This window comes from Leisingera sp. ABD4_442 (assembly GCF_056160905.1).
On record NZ_JBSWYB010000002.1, the window covers coordinates 53,556 to 70,793 of the forward strand.

General features: G+C 62.6%; 16 protein-coding genes. 6 read left to right on the forward strand and 10 right to left on the reverse strand.

Features of this window, described 5'->3' with window-relative positions:
• Positions 1 to 54: 54 nt before the first annotated feature.
• From ACXAHG_RS02115 to ACXAHG_RS02125, 3 genes are read left to right on the forward strand one after another with little or no spacing between them, the layout of a single operon-like run.
• Entirely contained in the window at positions 55 to 960 is a 906-nt protein-coding gene (locus tag ACXAHG_RS02115) for a manganese/iron ABC transporter ATP-binding protein (RefSeq protein WP_475040654.1), read from the forward strand.
• The gene (locus ACXAHG_RS02120) at positions 960 to 1,838 is read left to right on the forward strand and encodes a metal ABC transporter permease (RefSeq protein WP_475055920.1); all 879 of its coding nucleotides are present in this window, start codon (positions 960 to 962) and stop codon (positions 1,836 to 1,838) included. Before ACXAHG_RS02115 ends, ACXAHG_RS02120 begins: the two co-directional genes overlap by 1 nt.
• Entirely contained in the window at positions 1,838 to 2,698 is an 861-nt protein-coding gene (locus tag ACXAHG_RS02125) for a metal ABC transporter permease (RefSeq protein ID WP_475055676.1), read from the forward strand. Before ACXAHG_RS02120 ends, ACXAHG_RS02125 begins: the two co-directional genes overlap by 1 nt.
• Before the next feature lies 1 nt (position 2,699).
• Here ACXAHG_RS02125 and ACXAHG_RS02130 read toward each other — a convergent pair whose 3' ends face one another.
• Positions 2,700 to 3,614 carry a LysR substrate-binding domain-containing protein gene (locus tag ACXAHG_RS02130; protein WP_475055678.1) on the reverse strand — a complete coding sequence of 305 codons (915 nt, stop codon included), beginning with the start codon at positions 3,612 to 3,614 and terminating at the stop codon, positions 2,700 to 2,702.
• Positions 3,615 to 3,709: 95 nt separating this feature from the next.
• Here ACXAHG_RS02130 and ACXAHG_RS02135 point away from each other — a divergent pair, with 95 nt between their 5' ends.
• From ACXAHG_RS02135 to ACXAHG_RS02145, 3 genes are all read left to right on the forward strand, one after another.
• Positions 3,710 to 5,230: a trimethylamine methyltransferase family protein gene (locus tag ACXAHG_RS02135; RefSeq protein WP_475040658.1), complete on the forward strand. Its 1,521-nt coding sequence runs from the start codon at positions 3,710 to 3,712 to the stop codon at positions 5,228 to 5,230.
• A 152-nt stretch (positions 5,231 to 5,382) separates the two neighbouring features.
• On the forward strand, positions 5,383 to 7,857 hold the full coding sequence (locus ACXAHG_RS02140) for a GcvT family protein (RefSeq protein ID WP_475055680.1): 2,475 nt from the start codon (positions 5,383 to 5,385) through the stop codon (positions 7,855 to 7,857).
• 22 nt (positions 7,858 to 7,879) lie between these two features.
• On the forward strand, positions 7,880 to 8,863 hold the full coding sequence (locus tag ACXAHG_RS02145; protein ID WP_475055682.1) for a GlxA family transcriptional regulator: 984 nt from the start codon (positions 7,880 to 7,882) through the stop codon (positions 8,861 to 8,863).
• A gap of 49 nt (positions 8,864 to 8,912) precedes the next feature.
• Here the strand turns inward: ACXAHG_RS02145 and ACXAHG_RS02150 are convergent, their stop codons facing one another.
• From ACXAHG_RS02150 to hmgA, 9 genes are all read right to left on the reverse strand, one after another.
• The gene (locus ACXAHG_RS02150) at positions 8,913 to 9,386 is read right to left on the reverse strand and encodes a nuclear transport factor 2 family protein (RefSeq protein WP_475055683.1); all 474 of its coding nucleotides are present in this window, start codon (positions 9,384 to 9,386) and stop codon (positions 8,913 to 8,915) included.
• 126 nt (positions 9,387 to 9,512) lie between these two features.
• The gene (gene maiA / locus ACXAHG_RS02155; RefSeq protein ID WP_475055685.1) at positions 9,513 to 10,151 is read right to left on the reverse strand and encodes a maleylacetoacetate isomerase; all 639 of its coding nucleotides are present in this window, start codon (positions 10,149 to 10,151) and stop codon (positions 9,513 to 9,515) included.
• A gap of 58 nt (positions 10,152 to 10,209) precedes the next feature.
• Positions 10,210 to 10,752 carry a VOC family protein gene (locus ACXAHG_RS02160; RefSeq protein WP_475040667.1) on the reverse strand — a complete coding sequence of 181 codons (543 nt, stop codon included), beginning with the start codon at positions 10,750 to 10,752 and terminating at the stop codon, positions 10,210 to 10,212.
• Positions 10,749 to 10,964, reverse strand: a complete 216-nt coding sequence (locus ACXAHG_RS02165; RefSeq protein ID WP_475034193.1) for a DUF2783 domain-containing protein — start codon at positions 10,962 to 10,964, stop codon at positions 10,749 to 10,751. The genes ACXAHG_RS02160 and ACXAHG_RS02165 overlap by 4 nt, the downstream gene beginning before the upstream one ends.
• A 5-nt stretch (positions 10,965 to 10,969) precedes the next feature.
• The gene (locus ACXAHG_RS02170) at positions 10,970 to 12,580 is read right to left on the reverse strand and encodes an FAD-dependent oxidoreductase (RefSeq protein ID WP_475055687.1); all 1,611 of its coding nucleotides are present in this window, start codon (positions 12,578 to 12,580) and stop codon (positions 10,970 to 10,972) included.
• Positions 12,581 to 13,029: 449 nt separating this feature from the next.
• Complete coding sequence (locus tag ACXAHG_RS02175; protein WP_019296669.1) at positions 13,030 to 13,980, reverse strand: MBL fold metallo-hydrolase; 951 nt, start codon at positions 13,978 to 13,980, stop codon at positions 13,030 to 13,032.
• Positions 13,980 to 14,462 carry a DUF2059 domain-containing protein gene (locus ACXAHG_RS02180; protein WP_475055688.1) on the reverse strand — a complete coding sequence of 161 codons (483 nt, stop codon included), beginning with the start codon at positions 14,460 to 14,462 and terminating at the stop codon, positions 13,980 to 13,982. Before ACXAHG_RS02180 ends, ACXAHG_RS02175 begins: the two co-directional genes overlap by 1 nt.
• Positions 14,463 to 14,498: 36 nt before the next feature.
• The gene (gene fahA, locus ACXAHG_RS02185) at positions 14,499 to 15,755 is read right to left on the reverse strand and encodes a fumarylacetoacetase (RefSeq protein ID WP_475055689.1); all 1,257 of its coding nucleotides are present in this window, start codon (positions 15,753 to 15,755) and stop codon (positions 14,499 to 14,501) included.
• Positions 15,756 to 15,860: 105 nt separating this feature from the next.
• Positions 15,861 to 17,216: a homogentisate 1,2-dioxygenase gene (gene hmgA, locus ACXAHG_RS02190; protein WP_475055690.1), complete on the reverse strand. Its 1,356-nt coding sequence runs from the start codon at positions 17,214 to 17,216 to the stop codon at positions 15,861 to 15,863.
• Positions 17,217 to 17,238: the final 22 nt, after the last annotated feature.

The following is a 17,238-nucleotide window of genomic DNA, read 5'->3' on the forward strand; positions in this document are numbered from 1 at the left end:
GGCGTTTCATTTCACAAAGCACAATTTCTGTGTGTAACTCTGCAGGACAGCCTAATGCTTGATGCCAGCGAGACCCACATCATGAATACCAGCGCCGCGCCCCTGGATGGCGGGATTGCCGCCAGAAATGTCACGGTGACCTACCGCAACGGCCATACCGCGCTGTGGAATGCCAGCTTTGGCATTCCCCGCGGTACGGTCACGGCACTGGTCGGGGTGAACGGGGCGGGCAAATCGACCCTGTTCAAGGCCATCATGGGGTTTGTGCCGGCCGCACAGGGCGAAATCCGCATTCTCGGCATGACGGTCAAGGACGCGCTGCGCAAGAACCTGGTCGCCTATGTGCCGCAGTCGGAGGAGGTCGACTGGGCCTTTCCGGTGCTGGTCGAGGACGTGGTGATGATGGGCCGCTATGGCCATATGGGTTTTTTGCGCCGTCCCAAGGCCGCCGACCACGAAGCCGTCGATCAGGCGCTGCGCCGGGTCAACATGCAGGACTTCCGCCACCGCCAGATCGGCGAGCTGTCCGGCGGCCAGCGCAAGCGGGTGTTCCTGGCCCGCGCCCTGGCCCAGGACGGGCAGGTGATCCTGCTGGACGAACCCTTCACCGGTGTGGATGTGAAGACAGAAGAGCAGATCATTGCCCTGCTGCGCGAGCTGCGCGCCGAGGGCCGGGTGATGCTGGTCTCCACCCACAACCTGGGCAGCGTGCCGGAGTTCTGCGACCGCACCGTGCTGGTCAAAGGCACCGTGCTGGGCTACGGGCCGACCGAAACCACCTTTACCCGCGCCAACCTGGAACACGCCTTTGGCGGCGTGCTGCGCCATTTCACCCTGGGCGGTGACGCGCTGCACGATGACGGCGACACCCGCGAGGTCACCATCCTGACCGACGACGAGCGCCCCTTTGTCCAATACGGCGAAAAGACCCAGACCAGCGAAAGCCGGGAACAGGAATGATGGAGTATCTGCTGGAGCCGTTTTCCTACGGCTACATGACCAATGCGATGTGGGTCTCGGCGCTGGTGGGCGGCGTCTGCGCCTTCCTGTCCGCCTATCTGATGCTGAAAGGCTGGTCGCTGATCGGCGACGCGCTCTCGCATTCAGTGGTGCCTGGCGTGGCGGGCGCCTACATACTGGGCCTGCCGTTTGCACTGGGTGCTTTCATCGCGGGCGGGCTGGCGGCGGGGGCGATGCTGTTTCTATCCGAACGCTCCGGCCTCAAGGTCGATGTGATCATCGGCCTGATCTTCACGTCCTTCTTCGGGCTGGGCCTGTTCATCGTCTCAATCAGTCCGATGTCCGTCTCAGTGCAGACCATCACCATGGGCAACATCCTGGCCATCACGCCAGAGGACACGGCTCAGCTGGCGATCATCGGCTTTGTGTCGCTGGCAGTGCTGCTGGCCAAGTGGAAAGACCTGATGGTCACCTTCTTTGATGAAAACCACGCCCGCACCATTGGCCTGCGGCCCGGGCTGCTCAAGGCGGTGTTCTTTGTGCTGCTGTCGGCCTCTGTCGTGGCGGCAATGCAGACCGTGGGAGCGTTTCTGGTGATTGCCATGGTGGTGACGCCCGGGGCCACGGCCTACCTGCTGTGCGATCGCTTCCCGCGGCTGATCATGATGTCCGTGCTGATCGGCGCGGCCAGCAGCTTCATTGGCGCCTATGCCAGCTATTTCCTGGACGGCGCCACCGGCGGCATCATCGTAACGCTGCAGACGCTGATCTTCCTGGCGGTCTTCATATTCGCCCCGAAACACGGGCTGCTGGCCGCCAAGCGCAAGGCGCGCGAGGCGCTGAAGCGCGGGCCCATGGCACAAGAGGGAGCGGTGTAATGGATCTCGATACGTTGCTGATGCCGTTCCAATTTGCGTTCATGCAGAACGCCTTTCTGATCTCGCTGATTGTCTCGGTGCCTACCGCGCTGCTGTCCTGCTTTCTGGTGATGAAGGGCTGGGCGCTGATGGGCGATGCGGTCAGCCACGCGGTGCTGCCGGGGATTGTGGTGGCCTATGTCATCGGCATTCCGCTGATCATCGGCGCCTTTGCGGCAGGTATGCTGTGTGCTGTCGCCACCGGGTTCCTGGCGGGCAACAGCCGGGTCAAGCAGGACACGGTGATGGGGGTGGTGTTTTCCGGCATGTTCGGGCTGGGCATTGTTCTTTATGTCGGCCTCGAGACCAACGCGCATCTTGACCACATCCTGTTCGGCAACATGCTGGGGGTGGAGCCGGATGAATTGTGGACCGCGGGCATCATTTCGCTGGCCGTTGGCGCGGCGCTGGTGCTGAAGTGGAAGGACCTGCTGCTGCACAGCTTTGATCCGGCGCAGGCGCAGGCCTCGGGCCTGCCGGTCACAGTGCTGCACTACGGGCTGCTGGCGGCCTTGTCGCTGACAATCGTTGCCACGCTCAAGGCGGCGGGTCTGATCCTGGCGATTGGTCTTCTGATTGCGCCCGGTGCCGTGGCCTTTCTGGTGGTGCGCAAGTTCAGCACCATGCTGTGGGTTTCCGTGCTGGTCTGCATGTTCTCAATGGTGGCGGGCACCTATGCCAGTTTCTTCCTCGACAGTGCGCCGGCGCCGACCATCGTGCTGATCCTGACGCTGCTGTTCACCCTGGCCTTCGTGCGGCGGCTGTATCTGACGCACCGGACGTCGATGCAGCGGGCCAAGGATGGCTCCGGCATCGCGTGACTCACGCGGTTCCGGAGGCAGCCATCTCCAGCAGCCATTGCCGCACCAGTTCGGCGTTGGGCACCAGGTCCTGGCTCTTGGACCACACCAGGTAAAACCCTGCGCCGGTGGTCCAGGACCAGTCCTGGCGCGCCGCCAGCAGCCCCTGTCTGATCAGGGGCTCGGTCACATGCTGCCAGCCAAAGGCAAAGCCCTCGCCTGCAATCGCCGCCTGCAGCACCAGCGCATAGTCATTGAGTCTGAGGCCCGCGGCGGGCAGCCGGCCGGTGACGTCGAAATGGGCAAACCACTGCCGCCAGCTGGGGCGCTCGCGGATCGGCTCCTCCAGGTGAATCAGCCGCTCATGCAGCAGGTTCGGTACCGTCGCCAGGTTGACCGCCGAGGCCATCACCCGCGGGCTGGCCACCGGATAGATCACTTCTGGCGCGATCAGAGCGGAGTGGCAGTCCGGCCAGTTGCCATCCCCCCGCCGCACCGCCAGCGAGATGCCCTCGGTATTGATGTCCGGCTCCCGGTCGGAGCTTTGCAGCCGCAGGTCGATATCGGGGTGCGCTTCGTGCAGCCGGGTCAGTTTTGGCATCACCCAGTAATATGCAAAAGCTGAGGAGCAATTGAGCGTGACATGGTCGTTGCGCCCGAACTGCCGTACCGCCTTGGCCGAGGACAGGATGTCCTCAAGCGCCTTGGAGACATCAGCATAGAGCCTTGTCCCGGCGCCGGTCAGTTCCACCTTGCGGTGGCCGCGGCGGAATAAAATAACGCCCAAAGACGATTCCATCTGCTTTATCGCAGCGCTGACGGCAGGCTGCTGCACGTTCAATTCCTCTGCCGCGCGGGTGAAAGAGGCGTGCCGCGCGGCGGATTCGAAGACGATCAGGTGGCGGGGGCTGGTGAGGAGCTTCCAGAGTTCTTGCATAACTCTCAATTATCCAAACTATCAGATTTTTCAACCGTCACAAATGACGGGCCCGGGCGTATCGTGATTCATCACTTGAGAGTTTGGAGAGCCCCATGGCCCGACGCGCCCGCGCATCCCGTGACAGAAACACCGCCTCTGCCGGCGCTCCGGCATCGCCCTGGATCCAGCGCACGCTGCCGTTCTTTGACGTGCTGGACGAGGAGAAGCTGGTCAAGCTGGAGGCTCAGGTTGATTGGATTTTCGAGGAGGTCGGCATTGCCTTCCGCGATGATCCGGAGGCGTTGCGGATCTGGAAAGAGGCCGGTGCCCGGATCGAGGAGGACACCGTGCGTGCCGATGCGCAGTGGATCCGCAGCTTATGCGCCAAGGCGCCGCGGGAGTTCACCCAGCTGGCCCGCAACCGGGCGCGCTCTGTCACTATTGGCGGCAGCAATCAGGTGTTTGCACCGATCTATGGCGCGCCGTTTGTGCGCGATCTGGAGGGCGGGCGGCGCTATGGCGACATGGAGAGCTTCGAGAAGCTGGTGAAGCTCACCTATATGCATCCGAACCTGCATCACGGCGGGTTCGTGATCTGTGAACCCTGCGATGTGCCGGTGAGCAAGCGCCATTTCGATATGCTGTTTGCCCATATGACGCTGAGTGACAAACCGCATCTGGGTGCCATCACCGAGATGTCCCGGGCGCAGGACAGCGTCGACATGGCGGAGATCGTCTTTGGCAAAGAGGTCATGGACGAGAACTGCGTGATCATGGGCAATGTGAACACCAATTCGCCCTTGCTGGTCGACAAGGTGGTGACGGAGGCGATCCGCACCTATTCCGCGCGCGGGCAGGGAATTGTCGTTGTGCCGTTTATCCTTACGGGCGCCATGGGGCCGGTTTCCACCGCGGCATCCGTGGCGCAGGCGATGGCGGAGGCGATGATGGTTTGCGCCTTCAGCCAGCTGGTGCGCCCGGGCGCGCCGTTTGTGCTGGGCAACTTCCTCAGCTCCATGTCGCTGAAGTCCGGCGCGCCGACATTCGGGATGCCGGAGCCGGTTGTGTCGAACTATGCCATCGGCCAGCTGGCCCGCCGGGCCGGGCTGCCGCTGCGTTGCGGCGGGTCGCTGACGGCGTCCAAGATCGAAGATGCGCAGGCGGCCTATGAAAGTGCCGACTCGATGCATTCCACCATGCTGGCCGGGGCCAATTATGTGCTGCACTCGGCGGGCTGGCTGGAAGGCGGGCTGTGCACCGGGTTTGAGAAATTGATCATGGATGCGGACCGGCTGGGATCCTACCAGAAAGTGCTGAGCCAGGGGCTGGATACCAGCGATGAGGCGATGGCCCGTGATGCCTACGCCGAAGTGGCGCCGGGCGGGCATTTCCTGGGTTCCGGCCACACCATGCGCAATTACCAGACTGCGTTTTATGAGCCGAAGCTGAGCGACAGCGAGAATGTCGAGAGCTGGGAAGAAGGCGGCTCCAAGGACATGCGCCGCCGTGCCTATGAGCGCTGGAACGAGATGCTGAACCAGTATGAGGCGCCGCCGATGGATGAGGCAGTGAAAGAGGAACTGGCTGCCTATGTCGCCCGCCGCAAGGAGGAGATCCCGGATGCGTGGTACTGAAGTAAGGAATTCTTCACCCATTTCTACAGCTTATGCAGGAAATGCCGGTTTCCCCCGGCACCCCCTGTGCACCCCCCGTACACCCCCTGTGCACCCCCTAGGTGCCACTTGCCGCAATTCCCGCGCTTTGCCCCAGATCTGAGGACAAACCCATGTCAGACAATTTTGCCCAATCGACGCTCAACATCCACAAGGAGGAGAACACCGGCGACAAGAAGCTGCCGAGCCACGCCAAGGCGGTGATCATCGGCGGCGGTGTGGTTGGCTGCTCGATCCTGTTCCATCTGGCCAAGTTCGGCTGGAAGGACGTGGTGCTGCTGGAGCGTGACGAACTGACCTCCGGCTCCTCCTGGCACGCGGCGGGGCAGATCCATACGATCTCGTCAGACCCGAACATCTCGCGCCTGCAGTCCTATACCATCGACCTCTATAAGGAGATCGAGGAGACCTCGGGCCACTCGGTTGGCCTGCACATCACCGGCGGGTTTTACCTGGCGTCAAACAAGACCTGGTACGACTACCTGAAGCGGGAACGCTCCAAGGCGCGCTACATGGGTCTGAACCAGGAGTTCATCAGCCCCAAAGAAGTGGCTGAGCGCCATCCGCTGATCGACCCGAAGCACTATCACGCGGCGCTGTGGGATGACCAGGACGGCGATCTGGACCCATCGGGCGCGACCTATGCGTTTGCGAAATCCGCCAAGGTGCACGGGGCGCAGTATTTCACCCACACGCCGGTGACCGGCACCACGCAGCGCCCCGATGGCAGCTGGGACGTGGTGACTCCGCGCGGTGTGATCAATGCCGAGCATATCGTGAACTGCGGCGGCCTTTGGGCGCGGGAAGTCGGCCACATGCAGGGCATCAACCTGCCGGTGCAGCCGATGGAGCACCACTATCTGATCACCGACAAGATCGACGCGGTGGCGAACCACCCGACCCGCCTGCCGGCCGGGATCGATTATGAGGCCAACATCTATTTCCGCCAGGAACGCCAGGGGATGCTGCTGGGCACTTACGAGCCGAAAGGCACCCCATGGAAGGTGGGCGGCACGCCTTGGGACTTCGGCCACGAGCTGCTGCAGCCTGATCTGGACCGGATTGCCGACCGCCTGGAAATGTCGTTTGAGCGGATCCCGGCGATTGGCGAGGCGGGCATCAAGGACATGATCAACGGGCCCTTCACATTCGGCCCCGATGGCAACCCGATGATCGGCCCGGTTCCGGGCATGAAGAACTACTGGTGCGCCGTGGGCGTGATGGCGGGCTTCTGCCAGGGCGGCGGCGTTGGCCTGACCATGGCTGAATGGATGATCGACGGCGAGCCCTCGATCGACGTCTGGGCGATGGATGTGGCGCGCTTCGGCGACTTCGCGACCCCCGACTGGGGCACCGTGAAATCGACCGAGAACTATGAACGCCGCTTTGTGATGACCTTCCCGAACGAGACGCTGCCGAAGGGGCGGATGCAGAAAACGACTGCTCTGTACGACCGGCTGGTCGCCAAGGGCGCGCGGATGGGCCAGGGCTTTGGCCTGGAGAACGCGCTGTGGTTTGCCGATGGGCCGGAAGACGCCCATGAGGAGCCGACCTTCGAGCGCAACCGGTCCCACGACTACGTGGCGCGGGAGGTCAAAACCGTGCGTGAGGCCGTGGGCGGCATCGAGGTCGCCAACTTTGCCAAGCATGAGTTCAAGGGCGCCGGCGCACGGGCCTATCTGGACCGGGTGCTGGCAGGTTATGTGCCGAAGCCGGGCCGCCTGACCCTGACGCCGATGCTGACGCCGAAGGGCAAGCTCTATGGCGATCTGACCGTGGCCTGCCTGGCCGAGGATCACTTCATGCTGTTCGGCTCCGGCACCATGCAGGAGGCGCACCGCCGCTGGTTCGAAAAAGACCTGCCTGCGGATGTGACGTATCAGAACGTCTCGGATGACTGGCACGGCATTGCGCTGTCGGGTCCGAAGTCGCGCGAACTGCTGCAGCGGATCACCCGCGAGGATGTCTCGGGCGAGGCGTTCAAGTTCCGGGATCTGCGCCAGACCTTCGTGGGCGGCGTGCCGGTGATCCTGAACCGGATCAGCTTCTCGGGCGAGCTGGGTTATGAAATCTACTGCAAGCCGCAGTACCTGCTGCGCCTGGCTGAGGCGATCGAGGAGGCAGGAGGTGATCTGGGCTACCGCTGGTACGGTGCGCGGGCGCTGATGTCGATGCGCCTGGAGAAGGGCTGGGGGGTGTGGACCCTGGACTTCCGCCCCGATTTCGACGCGGTGGAAAGCGGCATGGATGTTTTCATCAACTGGAAGAAGGACTTCGTTGGCAAGGAGGCCGCACTGGCTGCCAAGGAAGCCGGTCCGAGCCGCAAGCTGGTCACCATGACCATCGACGTGGATGGCATCGATGTCTCCAACGACGAGGCGATCCTGAAGGATGGCGAGGCGGTGGGCTACATCTCCTCCGGCGGCTATGCGCATCACGCGCAGAAATCCATGGCGATGGGCTATGTCGCGGCAGAACACGCGGAAGCGGGCACCAAGCTGCAGGTGGAGATTCTGGGCGAGATGTATGACGCCGAGGTGCTGGGCGCGCCGATCTATGACGCCAACGGCGCCAACATGCGCGCCTGATCAAGGCAGGGGGGCGGAAACCATGACCAAACCCATGCGGAAGCTCCCCGAAGCGGCTGAGGCCGTGCCGGCCTGCCGCTGCATCTTCCTGCTGCTGCCCACCTTCTCGCCGCTGGACCTGTCCAGCGCGGTGGCTGCGCTGGAGGGGGCGAACAGCCATGACGGGACCGCGCGCTACGGCTGGCGCGTGGTCAGTGAAGACGGGCTGCCGGTCACCGCGCCCAACGGTCTGGGTGTGGCAGTGGACGGCGGGCTGCCGGAGTTGGCGCGCGGCGATATGATCTTTGTCTGCGGTGGACAGGGGGCTGAGCCGGGCGTCTCGCTGAAGGTGCTGGGCTGGCTCAGGAAGGCGCAGCGCATGGGGGTGACCCTGGGCGCGCTGGGCGGCGGGGTGCTGACGCTGGCGCGGTCGGGCCTGCTGGCGGGGCGCGAGGTTTCGGCCCATTGGGCGCTGCGGGCGATCCTGGCGGAGGCGCATCCGGATGTGGAGGTGAAGAACTCGCTGTTCACCATGGAGGTCAAACTGATCACCTGCGCCGGCGGCACCGCCACGGTCGATATGATGCTGAACCTGATCTCGGACCATCACGGGGCAGATGTGGCGACCGGAGCTGCTGACCTGATGGTCTGTTCCTCTGCCCGTAAGGGCAGCCAGGATCAGACGATTTCCGAGTTCGGCCGCGCGGGCGTGCGGCATGAGAAACTGGCCGCGGCGCTGAGCCTGATGCGCAGCAATCTGGAAGAGCCGCTGACACCGGGCGGCATTTCCGATCTGGTTGGCCTGTCGGTGCGCCAGCTGGAGCGGTTGTTTTCGAAGTATCTGCAGACCACGCCCAAGGTCTATTACACGCGGTTGCGGCTGGATTATGCACGCAGCCTGCTGTTGCAGACCAATATGCGGATCATCGACGTGGCGCTGGCCTCGGGCTTCAACAGCCAGACCCATTTCGCCAAGGTCTACCGCCGCTATTTCGGCAAGTCGCCGCATCAGGAGCGGCCGTTCTGAGGCGGCTGCGCCGGGCTGGCGGCCAGCCCGGCATTTTGAGGGTTAAGGGTCAGAGCCCCAGATCGCTGAGGCCGGGGTGATCCGCCGGACGCGGGCCTTGGGGCCAGTGGAACAAGCGGTACGCTTCCGCGATCTTCAGGTCGTTGATCGAGGCAAAGCGGTGCGCCATGCGGCCGTCTTCGGCAAATTCCCAGTTCTCGTTACCGTAAGAGCGGTACCACTGGCCGGAGGCATCGTGCCACTCGTAGGCGTAGCGCACGGCAATGCGGTTGCCGTCAAAGGCCCAGAGTTCCTTGATCAGCCGGTACTCCTGTTCGCGCTCCCATTTGGCGGAGAGGAAGGCCTGAACGTCTTGGCGGCCGCGGGGGAAGTCGGCGCGGTTCCGCCAGGTGGTGTCCGGGGTATAGGCCTGCGCCACGGCCTTGGGGTTTCGGGTGTTCCAGCCGTCTTCGGCGGCGCGGACCTTGGCAATTGCGGTCTCGCGGGTGAACGGCGGCAGTGGCGGGCGGGGGGCTTCTTGCATGATGGTTTACCGATCTGTCAATGATGGGTAAAAGGTGTACTAACCGGTTAGCCTATTCAAGCCGGATGCCATCACCTTCTGGTGATCTTCCCGTGGCCGGATCGGCCGAACAGCCGCCGCAGGCGGTCAGGAGGATATGGCGTTATCCGGATGCGCTGCGCTGAAGGCGGGATGTGCAGAGCAGGCAGCCTCTACTGCGCAAAGCCGGGGCAGATCAGAGAAATCCGACTCCCACCGCCGCGCATTATAAAGCTGCGGCATCAGGCAGATGTCAGCAAGACCCGGTGTATCGCCAGTGCAAAAGGGCGCCCGTTCGAACCCTGACAGCAGCGCCTCGAAGGCTTGCAACCCGGGCCGGATGAAGTGCTGCATCCAGGCCTTGGGCATGTCTTCTGCGCCGCCGCTGAGGTGTGTGGCCTGTTTGGCCACTTGCAGGTTGCAGACCGGATGCACATCCACCGCGACGGAATGGGCCAGTGCCCGTGCCCTGGCGCGCTGGCCGGGGTCTGCGGGCAGCAGGCCAAGGCTGCGGGTTTCATCCAGATAATCTAGGATCGCCAGCGACTGAGTGAGGCGCAGCCCGTCGATCTCCAGCACTGGCACGAACCCTTGCGGATTGCGGGCCAGATGTTCCGGGCGCTTGTGTTCGCCCTTGACCAGGTCAACCGGCACCGAGGTGTAGTCGATCCCGGCGAGGTTCAGCGCGATGCGCAGCCGGTAGCTGGCCGATGAGCGCCAGTAATCATAAAGGATGGTGCTGCCCATCGGTGTCCTCCCGTGCAAGAAAGGCAGCCCGCCGGGCTGCCTTGCCGGCCTGTGCCAGTCAGGCCTTGTTCAATTCCTTGGCGTGCAGCCAGTCGGCGTGCTGGGGCGCCTTTTTGGTTTTCGACCACTCTTCCAGCATTTCCCATTTCACCGCGTCCAGCCTTTGCAGCAGCGCCTCCTCCTCCGGGTCGGGGCAGGCCAGCTCCACCCGGTGGCCGTTCGGGTCGAAGAAATAGATCGAGTGGAAGATCGAGTGGTCGGTGACGCCCAGCACCTCGACGCCGTTGGCCTCCAGATGGTCCTTGAACTGGATCAGGGTTTCGCGGTCCTTCACCTTGAAGGCGATGTGCTGCACCCAGACGGGGGTGTTGCGGTCGCGGTCCATTTCCGGTTTGGTCGGCAGCTCAAAGAAGGCCAGGACGTTGCCGTTGCCCGCATCCATGAAGATATGCATGTAGGGATCGGGTTCATGGGTCGACGGCACATGGTCCTCGGCAATTGCCAGGACAAAGTCCATCTTCAGCATCTTGTTGTACCACTCCACCGTCTGCTTGGCGTCCTTGCAGCGGTAGGCGACGTGGTGGATTTGTTCGATTTTCAAGCGGTATCCTCCCCAGGTTTCAGCGCGGCTGCTGCCAGCGCCTGTTTCAGGATCGCGCGTTTCCCGATGTGGTTAGCCAGCACCAGCACCAGACGCGCGTTCAGCGCATCGCTTTCGGCCTTGCTCAGGTCCTCATGCGCGGCCAGCAGATCGGCATAGAAATCGTCGGCGCGTTCGAGGTTGGCGGTCAGGATCAGTTGGTCTTCGGTCATCTTGATCACTCCTTGCCGATGGCCCGGCGGATTGCGTGCCGGAACTGATTGTCGTCAAAGCTGGGGCGGCGGGCGGCCACGTGCTGGTCCGGGCGGATCAGGTAGACGCCGCTTTCGGCGCTGCCCAGGTAGCGCTCCTTCAGCGCCAGTGTCTTGTCGTCCTTGATGGAGAGCGCCAGGCGGGTGACCTTGATGCCTTCTTCCTCGATCTCATCGGGGGCATCGGCGTCGATGGTCAGCAGGGTGAACCTGTCCCCCAGCTGATCCAGCAGGAACCCGTCGGCCAGCGGCACGTCGGGGCAGGGGGAGCCGGGGCGGGTGCGTTCCGGCCCGTTCAGCGCATCGGCCGAGTTCAGCGGCGAGCCGTCATAGGTGCAGGGCACCGACAGGCGGCCGGAGTTCACCAGGGGGCGCGCGAAGTCATACTGTTCGGACAGGTCCAGAACCGCGTCGCGCAGAACCCGGCTCATCTCCGACTTGGGGGTGATGAAATCGGTGGAGCGCGAGGAGTTCAGGATGTTCTCATCGGCGCCGTGGATGCGTTCAACATCATAGCTGTCGAGCAGGCTTTCCGGCGCTTTGCCGTCCATCACCAGCTGCAGCTTCCAGCACAGGTTGTCGGTGTCCTGCAGGCCGGAGTTTGCGCCGCGGGCGCCAAACGGGGAAACCTGATGCGCGGCATCGCCCGCAAACAGCACCCGGCCATGGCGGAACTGCTCCATCCGGCGGCACTGGAAGGTGTAGATCGAGACCCACTCCAGCTCGAACTTAACATCTTCGCCCAGCATTGCCTGCAGCCGCGGGATCACGTTCTCGGGGCGCTTTTCGCGCTCCTTGTCGATGTCCCAGCCCAGTTGCAGGTCGATGCGCCAGACGCCATCCGGCTGCTTGTGCAGCAAGGCCGATTGCCCTTTGTTGAAGGGCGGGTCGAACCAGAACCAGCGTTCAGTGGGGAAATCGGCCTCCATGATCACGTCTGCAATCAGGAAGTTGTCCTCGAACACCCGGCCGACAAAATCCAGCCCCAGCATCTGCCGTGTGGGGGAGCCTGCACCGTCGCAGGCAATCAGCCAGTCGGCCTCCAGGTTGTAGGGGCCTTCGGGCGTGTCGACTTCCAGCGTTACATGGCTGGGATGGGTGCCGATGGCCGAGACCTTGTTGCGGCCGCGGATCTCGATCGGTGCGCCCTGTTCCTGCAGTTCGCGGACCCGGTTCACCAGGTATTCTTCGAAATAATACTGCTGCAGATTGATAAAGGCGGGGCGCTTGTGGCCCTCTTCCGGCAGCAGGTTGAAGTCATAGACCTGACGGTCGTCAAAGAACACCTTGCCGACGTTCCACTGCACGCCCTTGTCCACCATCGGCTGGCCGCAGCCGAGCCGGTCGAGGATTTCCAGGGGCCGCTTGGCAAAGCAGATCGCGCGGGAGCCGAAGCTCACCTTGTCGTTGTCATCCAGCACCACCACTTCGGTGCCGGCCTGCGCCAGGTCGATGGCGGCAGCCAGGCCGATGGGGCCTGCCCCGATCACCACTACCTTGCGGCGCACGGGTGCAGGAGCATCCTGATCCGCATGGCGCGCGTAGGGGTACAACGGGACTTCAAAGATCTTGTTCATCAGGTCTCCTCCCAATTTCCGGGTGCCGTCAGGCACAGCTTCACCGTTTCCCGGCATGGGCACGCCGGGAGGATGGTCTAGCGTCTCACAGGTTCTGCCGGGGCGATACGATCTGGATCAAACCGCCCCGGTTGCAAAGCTCCTAAGAATTATCGCTTTGGCGGGTCGTATTCAGAGGCAGGCTTGCCATTGATTGTGATTCTGCTTGCCTTCCTGATGCTGTCATCGACATTGTCAGATTGCATTCGGAGGCGAAGCCCAGCGCGTAGCCCATTTGCGACGCTTTGAAGGTCTTTCACCAGAATGTAGTGTGCATCGTGGTGACCCTTTTCTGATGCGTCTTTCGGGTAGGCTGTGAGCGCGTATTGCCCCTTTTTGTTTCTCCAGGGTTTTTGCGTTTCGCCCTTGTAGGGGCCTCGGCTTACTTTGCTTCTTATCTTCATCGGTTCTTAACCCTGCAGCGCTTCCCACATCTCCAGATCACGCTGGGCGGTCCAGATGCGGGGGTGTGCTATGCCGCGCGCTTCGTCATAGGCACGGGCGACGTTGAAGGGCAGGCAATGCTCGTAGATCGCGTAGTCGGCGAACTTGGGGTCGCATTCCGCGCGCACGGCGTCCCAGGCTTCTTTCAGCGAGCCGCCGCGTGCAGCGATGCGCTGAACCGGGCGGTAGGTGCTTTCGACGAAGTCGCGGGTGTTCTCGATGGCGGCATTGACCATTTCCTTGCCGACCAGCGCATCGCCCCGGCCCGGTGCAATCGCGTCCACGTCATAGGCTTTGATGTTGTCGAGCGTCTGGCCCCAATCGGCAAAATGCCCGTCGCCGCAGTAGCAGGCCGAGTGGTATTCGACGATGTCGCCGGTGAACATGACGTTCTGATCCGGCACATGGATCACCGCGTCGCCGGCAGTATGGGCGCGGCCGATCTGTTTGATGTCGACCCGGCGGTTGCCGAGGAAGACAGTCATCTGATCGGTGAAGGTTGTGGTGGGATAGGTCAGTCCCGGAATGCTTTCGTGGCCTTCAAACAAGCGCGGGAAACGCTGGAATTCGCTGTCCCAATCTTCCTGCCCGCGCTCCAGCACCATGTTGTATGCGGCGTTGGACATGATCACTTGCTGCGCGCCGAATGCGCTGGCGCCCAAAACGCGGACAGCATGATAGTGGGTCAGTACCACATGGGTGATCGGCTTGTCGGTGACTGACCGCACGCATTCGATCACCTTGTTCGCCAGCCGCGGTGTCGCCTGCGCCTCGACGATCATCACGGAGTCGTCGCCGATGATCACGCCGGAGTTCGGGTCGCCCTCGGCGGTGAAGGCATAGAGCCCCTCGCCGATCTCATCAAAGGTGATCTTCTTTTCGGTCAGGTCCCCTTGGGACGCAAAAGCTTTTGCCATCAGTTGGTCTCCTGAAAAATTTTCGTAAGCTCGGGGGTCAGCTTTTCCTGAAGGCGCTGAATTTCAGGTGCTAGCTCGGCCATGGTGTTTTGCATAAACGGCTGCATCTTGGACATGACTGCTGCGCCGTGCTTCGAGCTGTAAAAGTCAATCAAGGCCTGAAGTTCCTCAGTTGAGAAGATCTTCGCGCTTCCTTCAATCATCTGACTTTCAAGACGGGGTCGAAGTTCATTCATCGCGTTTGACATGAGTATCCCTACTCGCTGCTTTTGATCACTCGTCATCTTCACGTGGGGAGGCAGCGAGCTAGCGATCTGATTAGCCATGGTCTCCGGCGCGAACATATCAGAGATCATTTTCTGAGTTTCAGGCATCTTCACATACTTCTCAGCCAGAGTACGTGCATCAGATGCGAGCACAGGCTGAGAAATGCCGATTAGAAAAGCAGCTGCGCAGAGAGTTGTTCGAATTGTCATTGTCATTCCCGTCAGGATTGATTTTCGACTTCTGGCACAGTGCTAGCGGGCGAATGGATCTTCAAGGGCTGCCAGCACGGTGCCGGTGCAGTCGCCGAACCCGATGGTGTAGCCGTCGCCCTTGGCCGCGCCTTTCAGGGTCAGCGTGTCGCCATCCGCAATGAAGGAGCGCTCTTCGCCGGTGTCCAGCGTCAGCGGCTCCTTGCCGCCCCAGCTGAGTTCCAGCAGTGAGCCGCGGCTTTCCTTCACCGGGCCGGAGATGGTGCCGGAGCCCAAGAGGTCGCCCGCGTTCATTGGGCAGCCTGAGGTGGTGTGATGCGCCAGCTGCTGTGCGGCGGAGTAGTACATTTCCTTGTAATTGGTCCGCGCGATGGTGGTGGCCTCTTTGCCTTCCGGCGCCAGGGTCACTTCGAGGCCGATGTCATAGAGCATCGGACCGCAGTCCTTCAGGTGGTCCAGCAGCTCTACTTCGCGTTCCGGCGTGTCGCAGCGGAACGGTTCCAGCGCCGGTTTGGTCACGATCCAGGGGGAGATCGTGTTGGCAGTGGCCTTGGCCTGGAACGGGCCAAGCGGCTGGTATTCCCAGGCCTGGATGTCACGCGCCGACCAGTCGTTCAGCAGCACATAGCCAAAGATGTTGTCATCCGCTTCCTGCACGGTGATCGGTCCGTCCGACGGGGTGCCGACAATGGCGCCCATTTCCAGCTCGATGTCGAAGCGCGCGCAGGGCGCCCACCTTGGCTTGTCGTCATTCGGGCCTTTCAGCTGGCCCCAGGGGCGGCGCACATCGGTGCCGGAGACCACCACGGAGGACGCGCGGCCATTGTAGCCGATCGGGATATGCAGCCAGTTCGGCGGCAGCGCGTTTTCCGGGCCGCGGAACATGGTGCCGACATTGAAGGCGTGGTTCTTGCCGGCGTAGAAGTCGGTGTATTCGCTGACCGCAAAGGGCATGTGCAACTCGGCATCGGCGGCGGCAACCAGCAGGGGTTCCAGCTTGTCCTGCTCGGCGGCGCCTTCGGACAGCAGCGCCGTCAGACGGTCGCGCAGGGCGGCCCAGACGGCCGGGCCTTCCTCCATCAGGTCGTTCCAGTAGGGCACATCGAACAGCGGCGCGTCGCTCAGCTGGACCAGCCCGGCCTCCTCAGTGGCCTGCATGTCCAGGATCATATCGCCGATGGCCACACCGCAGCGGGGATCATCGCCATCAACGGAAAACACGCCATAAGGCAGGTTGTTCAGCGGGAACGGGTGGTTTGCATCATTGGCCGAGGCCACCCAGGATTTCAGCAGAGGCATCGTGTCTCCAGTTTCCGGATCCGAAGATCCTTTTCATCTTTCCGGAAATACTCCGGGGGTGAATGGGCCGTTGAGGCCCAGAGGGGGCAGCGCCCCCTCACCGTTTCATTTCAGGCCGGGCGTGCCGTCGAATTTCTTTTCGATGTCGCTCCAGCAGTCGATGTAGTCATCCTGCAGCGGCGCGTCCTTGGCTGCAAATGCGGTCAGATGCTGCGGGAAGCGGGTTTCGAACATGAAGGACATGGTGTTCTCCAGCTTCTCGGGGCCGAGGTTGGAGTTGGACGCGCCCTCAAAGGCGTTCTTGTCCGGCCCGTGCGGCAGCATCATGTTGTGCAGGCTCATGCCGCCCGGCACAAAGCCCTGCGGCTTGGCGTCATACTGGCCGTAGATATTGCCCATCAGCTCCGACATGATGTTCTTGTGGTACCACGGCGGGCGGAAGGTGTTTTCGGCCACCATCCAGCGCTCGCGGAACAGCACAAAGTCGATGTTGGCAGTGCCGGGCACGCCCGACGGCGCGGTCAGCACGGTGAAAATCGACGGATCCGGGTGGTCGAACAGGATCGCGCCTACCGGGCAATAGGTGGTCAGGTCGTATTTGTAAGGCGCGTAGTTGCCGTGCCAGGCGACCACGTCCAGCGGCGAGTGGCCGATCCTGGTCTCGTGGAACTGGCCGCACCATTTGATGGTCACGGTGGAGGGCGCCTCGCGGTCCTCGAACGCCGCCACCGGCGCCTTGAAGTCGCGCGGGTTGGCCATGCAGTTGGCACCAATCGGCCCGCGGCCCGGCAGGTCGAATTTCTGGCCGTAGTTCTCGCAGACAAAACCGCGGGCCGGGCCTTCCAGAACTTCCACCCGGTAGACCAGCCCGCGCGGGATGATGGCGATTTCCTGTGGTGCCAGGTCGATGATGCCGAGTTCGGTGGCGAACCGAAGCCGGCCCTCCTGCGGAACCACCAGAAGTTCGGAGTCGGCAGAGAAGAAATAGCTGTCCACCATCGACTCGGTGACCAGGTAGATGTGGCTTGCCATGCCGGCCTGGGTGTTCACGTCGCCCGCGGTGGTCATGGTGCGCATACCGGTGAGCCAGGTCAGGCCTTCATCCGAATGCGGCACCGGGTCCCAGCGGTACTGGCCCAGCGAGATCACATCCGGGTCGACGCAAGGCGCCGATTTCCAATGCGGCAGGTCAATCTTTTCATAGCGGTGCGAATGCTTGACCGACGGGCGGATGCGGTAGCACCAGGTCCGTTCCGGCACATCAGCGGTAAAGGCGGTGCCGCTCAGCTGTTCGCCGTAGAGGCCATAGTTGCACTTTTGCGGGCTGTTCATGCCCTGCGGCAGCGCGCCGGGCAGCGCCTCGGTTTCAAAGTCGTTGGCAAAGCCGGGCATATAGCCCTCGTGCGGCCCCTGAAGCGAGGGAGCCTGAATCATTTCATGGGGATCGGCTGGCCGATTCATCGCGCGTTTCTCCTCTTGCTGC